This is a genomic window from Streptomyces glaucus (assembly GCF_039533365.1).
Lineage (GTDB): Bacteria > Actinomycetota > Actinomycetes > Streptomycetales > Streptomycetaceae > Streptomyces > Streptomyces glaucus.
Genome location: NZ_BAAATK010000108.1, coordinates 1 through 5433, shown reverse-complemented (window position 1 = coordinate 5433; position 5433 = coordinate 1). Strand labels below are relative to the sequence as shown.

The following is a 5433-nucleotide window of genomic DNA, read 5'->3' as shown; positions in this document are numbered from 1 at the left end:
GCACAGCCGCCTCGGCCTTCGCCGCCAGGACCCGGGCCAGCCGCTCCGGCGTCAGATCGGCGACCAGCCCGTCGTCCAGCACCCCCGCCGCATGCACGACGGCGCTCAGCCGCACTCCGTCCAGGACGGCCTCCAGGGCGGCGCGGTCGGTGACGTCGCAGGCCTCCGTCCGGACCCGGGCGCCCGACTCGGTGAGCTCGGCGGCCAGTTCGGCGGCTCCCGGGGCGTCCGGGCCGCTGCGGGAGAGCAGGAGCAGGTCCCGTACGCCGTGCTCGGCCACCAGGTGGCGGGCCACCCGGGCGCCCAGGCCGCCCGTTCCGCCGGTGATCAGTACCGTGCCCGAGCCGGACCACGGCGACGGCTCGGGCGTCGCCGGCGCCGGCTCGGGCAGGCGGGTCACCCGGGGCACCCGTATCCGTTCGCCGCGGATGAGGAACTGGTCGGCGTCGAGCGTGTGCAGGGCGGTGTGGAGGGTGCGGCGGGCTTCGGGGGTGTCGTCGAGGTCGGCCAGGGCGAACCGGCCGGGGTGCTCGGTGATCGCCGTACGTACCAGGCCCCATACGGCTGCGGCGGCCGGGTCGGTGGTGTCCTCGCCCGTGGCGCCGGTGGTGACCAGGACCAGGCGGGAGTGGGTGAAGCGGTCGTCGCCGAGCCAGGTCCGGACGGCCGTGAGGACGTCGGTGGCCGCGGCCAGCCCGGTGGCGGGGACGGGGAGCACGACGGTCCGGGGGACGCGTCCGTCCTCGTCGTCGCGGGCGTCGCTCAGGGCGTCGCCGAGGGCGGGGAGGTCCGTGTGGCAGACCAGGGGCGCGTCGGCCGTCTGCCAGGGGGCGGGGTCCGTGGTGAGCACGGCCCAGGACGGCTTCTCGTCTCCCGTGGCGCCGGGGGTGACGGGGGTCCACTCCAGGCGGAAGAGCCGGCCGGCGGCCTGTTGCCGGGGCGCGTCCGGCAGTGCGGACAGGGGGCGCAGGACCAGTGCGTCGGCCTCCGCGGCCGGTGCGCCCGTCGCGTCCGCGATCCGCAGGGCGATCCCGTCCGCGCCCTGCGGGGTGAGCCGTGCCCGGATGGTTCGCGCGCCGGCGGCGTGCAGGCGGACGCCGGTCCACAGGAACGGCAGGCGGGCCTCGGCGGGACTGTCCTGCGGCAGGGCCAGGGCGTGCAGGGCGGTGTCGAGGAGGGCGGGATGCAGGCCGTAGGCGGTGGCGTCGGTGAGGGTGTCGGGGAGGTCGGCCTCGACGAGGAGGTCGGCGCCGTGCCGCCAGGCGGCGCGCAGGCCGCGGAAGGCGGGGCCGTAGTCGAGGCCCGCCTCGGCGAGTCGGGCGTACAGGCCGTCGAGGGACAGGGACTCGGCTTCGGCGGGGGGCCAGGCCCGCAGGTCCCAGTCGGGGGCCGGCGCGGTGGGGGCGAGGGTGCCGGTGGCGTGCAGGGTCCATGGTGCGTCGGCGGACGAGCGGGGCGGTCGGGAGTGGACGGTCACGGTGCGGGTGCCGTCCGGGGTCTCGGCGTCGACGGCGATCTGCACGTGGACCGCGCCGTGTTCGGGCAGGACGAGCGGGGTGTGCAGGGCGAGTTCGGCGAGCGTGCCGTGGCCGGTCTGGTCGCCGGCCTGGACGGCGAGTTCGACGAGGGCGGTGCCGGGGACGACGATCCGGCCGGCGACCGCGTGGTCGGCGAGCCAGGGGTGGGTGCCGGCCGACAGGGTGGAGGTGAGCAGCAGGGTGTCGGTGCCGGCCGGGCGGACGGCGGCGCCGATCAGGGGGTGGTGGACGGTGCCGAGGCCGAGGCCGTCGGCGTCGCCCGCGGTGCGGGCGGGGCGGAGCCAGAACCGCTGGTGGCGGAAGGCGTAGGTGGGCAGGTCGGCGCGGCGGGCGCCGGTGCCGTCGAACATCTCGGCCCAGCCGACCGAGGCGCCGCGGACGTACAGCTCGGCGAGCGCGGTGAGCAGGGTCTCGGGTTCCGGGCTGCCCTGGCGCAGGACGGCGGCCGCGGTGAGGTCGGCCGTGGCGGTCTGGGCGAGGCCGGTGAGGACGGGGTCGGGCCCGATCTCCAGCACCCGGCTGACGTGGTGGCGTCCGGTGGCGCGGGTGAGGGCGTCGTGGAAGCGGACGGGGCGGACGATCTGCTCGGCCCAGTAGTCGGGGGTGGTCCAGTCGTCCGCGCCCGGTGCGGCGCCCGTGACCGTGCTCACCGCGGCGAGCGTCGGCTGACGGTACGTCACCTGGCGTGCGATGTCGGTGAACTCGGCCAGTACGGGGGCCATGAGCGGGGAGTGGAAGGCGTGGCTGACGCGTAGTCGGGTGGCGCGGCGGTCTTCGGCGCGGGCGGTGGCAAGGAGGGCGTCGACGGCGTCCGCCGCGCCGGAGACGACCACCGAGCGGGGCCCGTTGACCGCGGCGACGGCCAGGCCGGTGCCGGTGAGCAGGGCGGTGATCTCGTCCTCGGTGGCCTCGACCGCGGCCATGGCGCCGCCCTCCGGCAGGGCCTGCATCAGGCGGGCGCGGGCGGCGACCAGCCGGGCGGCGTCCGCGAGGTCGAGGACGCCGGCGGTGTAGGCGGCCGTGTACTCGCCGATGGAGTGGCCGAGGACCACGTCGGGGCGGGTGTTCCAGGAGCGGAGCAGTTCGACGGTGGCGGCCTGGAGGGCGAACAGGGCGGCCTGGGCGTATCCGGTGCGGTGCAGGAGGGCGGCCTCGGGGCTGCCCTCGGCGGCGAACATGACGTCGCGGACGGGGATTTCGAAGCCGGGCGTGCCGGACAGGGCGGTGTCCAGGGTTTCGCAGACGACGTCCAGTACGGCGGCGAACACCGGGTGGGCGGCGTACAGTTCGCGTCCCATGCCGGGGCGCTGGCTGCCCTGTCCGGTGAACATCCAGGCGGTGCGGCCTTCGGTGACCGTGCCGATGACGGTGCCGGTGCCGGGGGCGTCGGCGGCGAGGGCGGCGGTGCGTTCGCCCAGGGTGGCCGTGTCCGGGCCGAGGAGGACGGCGCGGTGGTCGAGGCGGGCGCGGGTGGTGGCGAGGGACAGACCGATGTCGACCGGGTGAAGATCCCGGTCACGGTCGTGGTCGCGGTCGTCGAGGTGGGCGGTGAGACGGCCGGCCTGGGCGTGCAGGGCCTGGTGGCTGCGGGCGGACAGGATCCAGGGCACCACGGGCGGAGCGGTCACGGTGCGCGGTGCGGGCGCGGGCGCGGAGGGCGCTTCCTCCAGTACGACGTGCGCGTTGGTGCCGCTGATGCCGAAGGCGGACACGCCGGCGCGGCGCGGGCGTTCGCCGCGGGGCCAGGGGCGGGCCTCGGTGAGCAGGCGGACGTTGCCCTCGCTCCAGTCGACGTGCGGGGAGGGGGTGTCGGAGTGGAGGGAGCGGGGCAGCAGTCCGGCCCGGAGCGCGAGCACCATTTTGATCACGCCGGCGGCGCCCGCGGCGGACTGGGTGTGGCCGATGTTGGACTTCACCGAGCCGAGCCAGAGGGGTTCGGTCCGGTCCTGCCCGTAGGTGGCCATGAGCGCCTGGGCCTCGATGGGGTCGCCGAGCCGGGTGCCGGTGCCGTGCGCCTCGACGGCGTCCACGTCGGCGGTGGTCAGGGCGGCGGCCTCCAGGGCCTGGCGGATGACGCGCTGCTGGGCGGGGCCGTTGGGCGCGGTCAGTCCGTTGGAGGCGCCGTCCTGGTTGACGGCGCTGCCGCGGACGACGGCGAGGATCCGGTGGCCGAGCCGCTGGGCGTCGGAGAGACGCATCAGGACGAGGACGCCGGCGCCCTCGGACCAGCCGGTGCCGTCGGCGTCCTCGGCGAAGGACTTGCAGCGGCCGTCGGCGGCCAGCCCGCCCTGCCGGGCGAACTCCAGGAACATGCCCGGGTTGGCCATGACGGTGGCGCCGCCGGCCAGGGCCAGGTCGCATTCGCGGGCGCGCAGGGCCTGGCAGGCCAGGTGCAGGGCGACCAGCGCGGAGGAGCAGGCGGTGTCGACGGTGACCGCGGGGCCCTCCAAGCCGAGGGTGTAGGCGACGCGGCCGGAGGCGACGCTGGGGATGCTGCCGGTGAGCAGGTAGCCCTCGGTCTCCGGGGTGGCCTCGTGCAGGTGGCCGCCGTAACCGTTGCCGGAGACGCCGGAGAAGACGCCGGTGGCGGTGCCGCGCAGGGTGTGCGGGTCGATGCCAGCCCGTTCCAGCGCCTCCCAGGAGGTTTCCAGCAGCAGCCGCTGCTGCGGGTCCATGGCGAGGGCTTCGCGGGGCGAGATGCCGAACAGTTCGGGGTCGAACAGGGGCGCTTCGTGGAGGAACCCACCGGCCACGGCGGTGTCGCCGAGGGCGTCGAGGTCCCAGCCGCGGTCCTCGGGCACCGGTGTGATGCCCTCCCGCTCCCCGGCGACGAGGTCCCACAGGGCGTCGGGGGAGACGGCGCCGCCGGGGAAGCGGCAGCCCATGCCGACGATGGCGATCGGTTCACGGGACGCGGTGACCAGGTCCTGGTAGCGCTGCCAGAGCCGGTCGTTCTCCTTGAGGGACTCCCGCAGGGCTTCGACGAGCTCTTCGGAGGATGCAGTCATGTCTGTTCTGTCTCCACGGTCGCGGTGAGCGGGGGGCCGGGCCGGGGCGCCGGGCGGCTCGGGGCCGGCCGGCCCCGCCGGTCACTGCGGCCGCACGCGCTTCAGAGCCAGCTGGACGAGGCTGTCGGCGCCCATCGCGTCCAGGGATTCGGCGGTTCGGGACGGTTCGGTGGCGGGGGCGGGCCCGGTGGTGCCGGGGGCCGGAGCGCCGGCGAGGCGGCGCAGCATGTCGAGGACGCCGGACTCGCGGAGCCGGGCGGGCGGGATCGCGGTGAGCAGTTCCCGCACCTGCGGGTCGAGTCCGTCGGCCGCGGGGGCGGCCGGTGCGGGCGCGGATCCGGCGAGCAGCCGCTCGCGCAGCAGGTGGACCAGGTCCTCGGGGGTCGGGTGGTCGAAGACGAGGGTGGCGGGAAGGGTCAGCGCGGTGGCCGCGCCGATCCGGTTGCGCAGGTCGACCGCGGTCAGGGAGTCGAAGCCGAGGTCCTTGAAGGCGCGGGCCGGGTCGACGGAGGCCGCCGAGGCGTGGCCGAGCACCGCGGCGACCTGGGTGCGGACCAGGTCCAGCAGCAGCTGGTCCTGTTCGGCCGGGGGCAGTCCGGCCAATCGCTTCGCCAGCGCGTCGGCGCCGCCGGACGCGGCTCGTCCCGCGGCGGCGCGGCGCCGGCGGGCGGCGGGCACGAGGTCGCGCAGTACGGCGGGCAGGGAATCGGCGCGCTCGGCGAGGGCGGCGGTCCGCAGGGCGACGGGGACGGCGACGGGTTCGTTGACGCGCAGGGCGGTGTCCAGCAGGGCCAGTGCCCGGCCGGTGGGCAGGGCCGGGAAGCCCTGCCGCGCCATGCGCTCCAGCTCCGCCGGCGCCAGGGTGCCGCCCATGCCCTCGGCGGTCT

General features: G+C 76.5%; 2 protein-coding genes. Both read right to left on the bottom strand.

All coding sequences use genetic code 11. The annotated features are described in order from the left end of the window. A partial coding sequence (locus ABD363_RS32225) for an SDR family NAD(P)-dependent oxidoreductase (protein ID WP_344610005.1) occupies window positions 1–4546 on the bottom strand: 4546 nt, incomplete at its 3' end. An 81-nt stretch (window positions 4547–4627) separates the two neighbouring features. After that, a partial coding sequence (locus ABD363_RS32220; protein ID WP_344610004.1) for an acyl carrier protein occupies window positions 4628–5433 on the bottom strand: 806 nt, incomplete at its 5' end.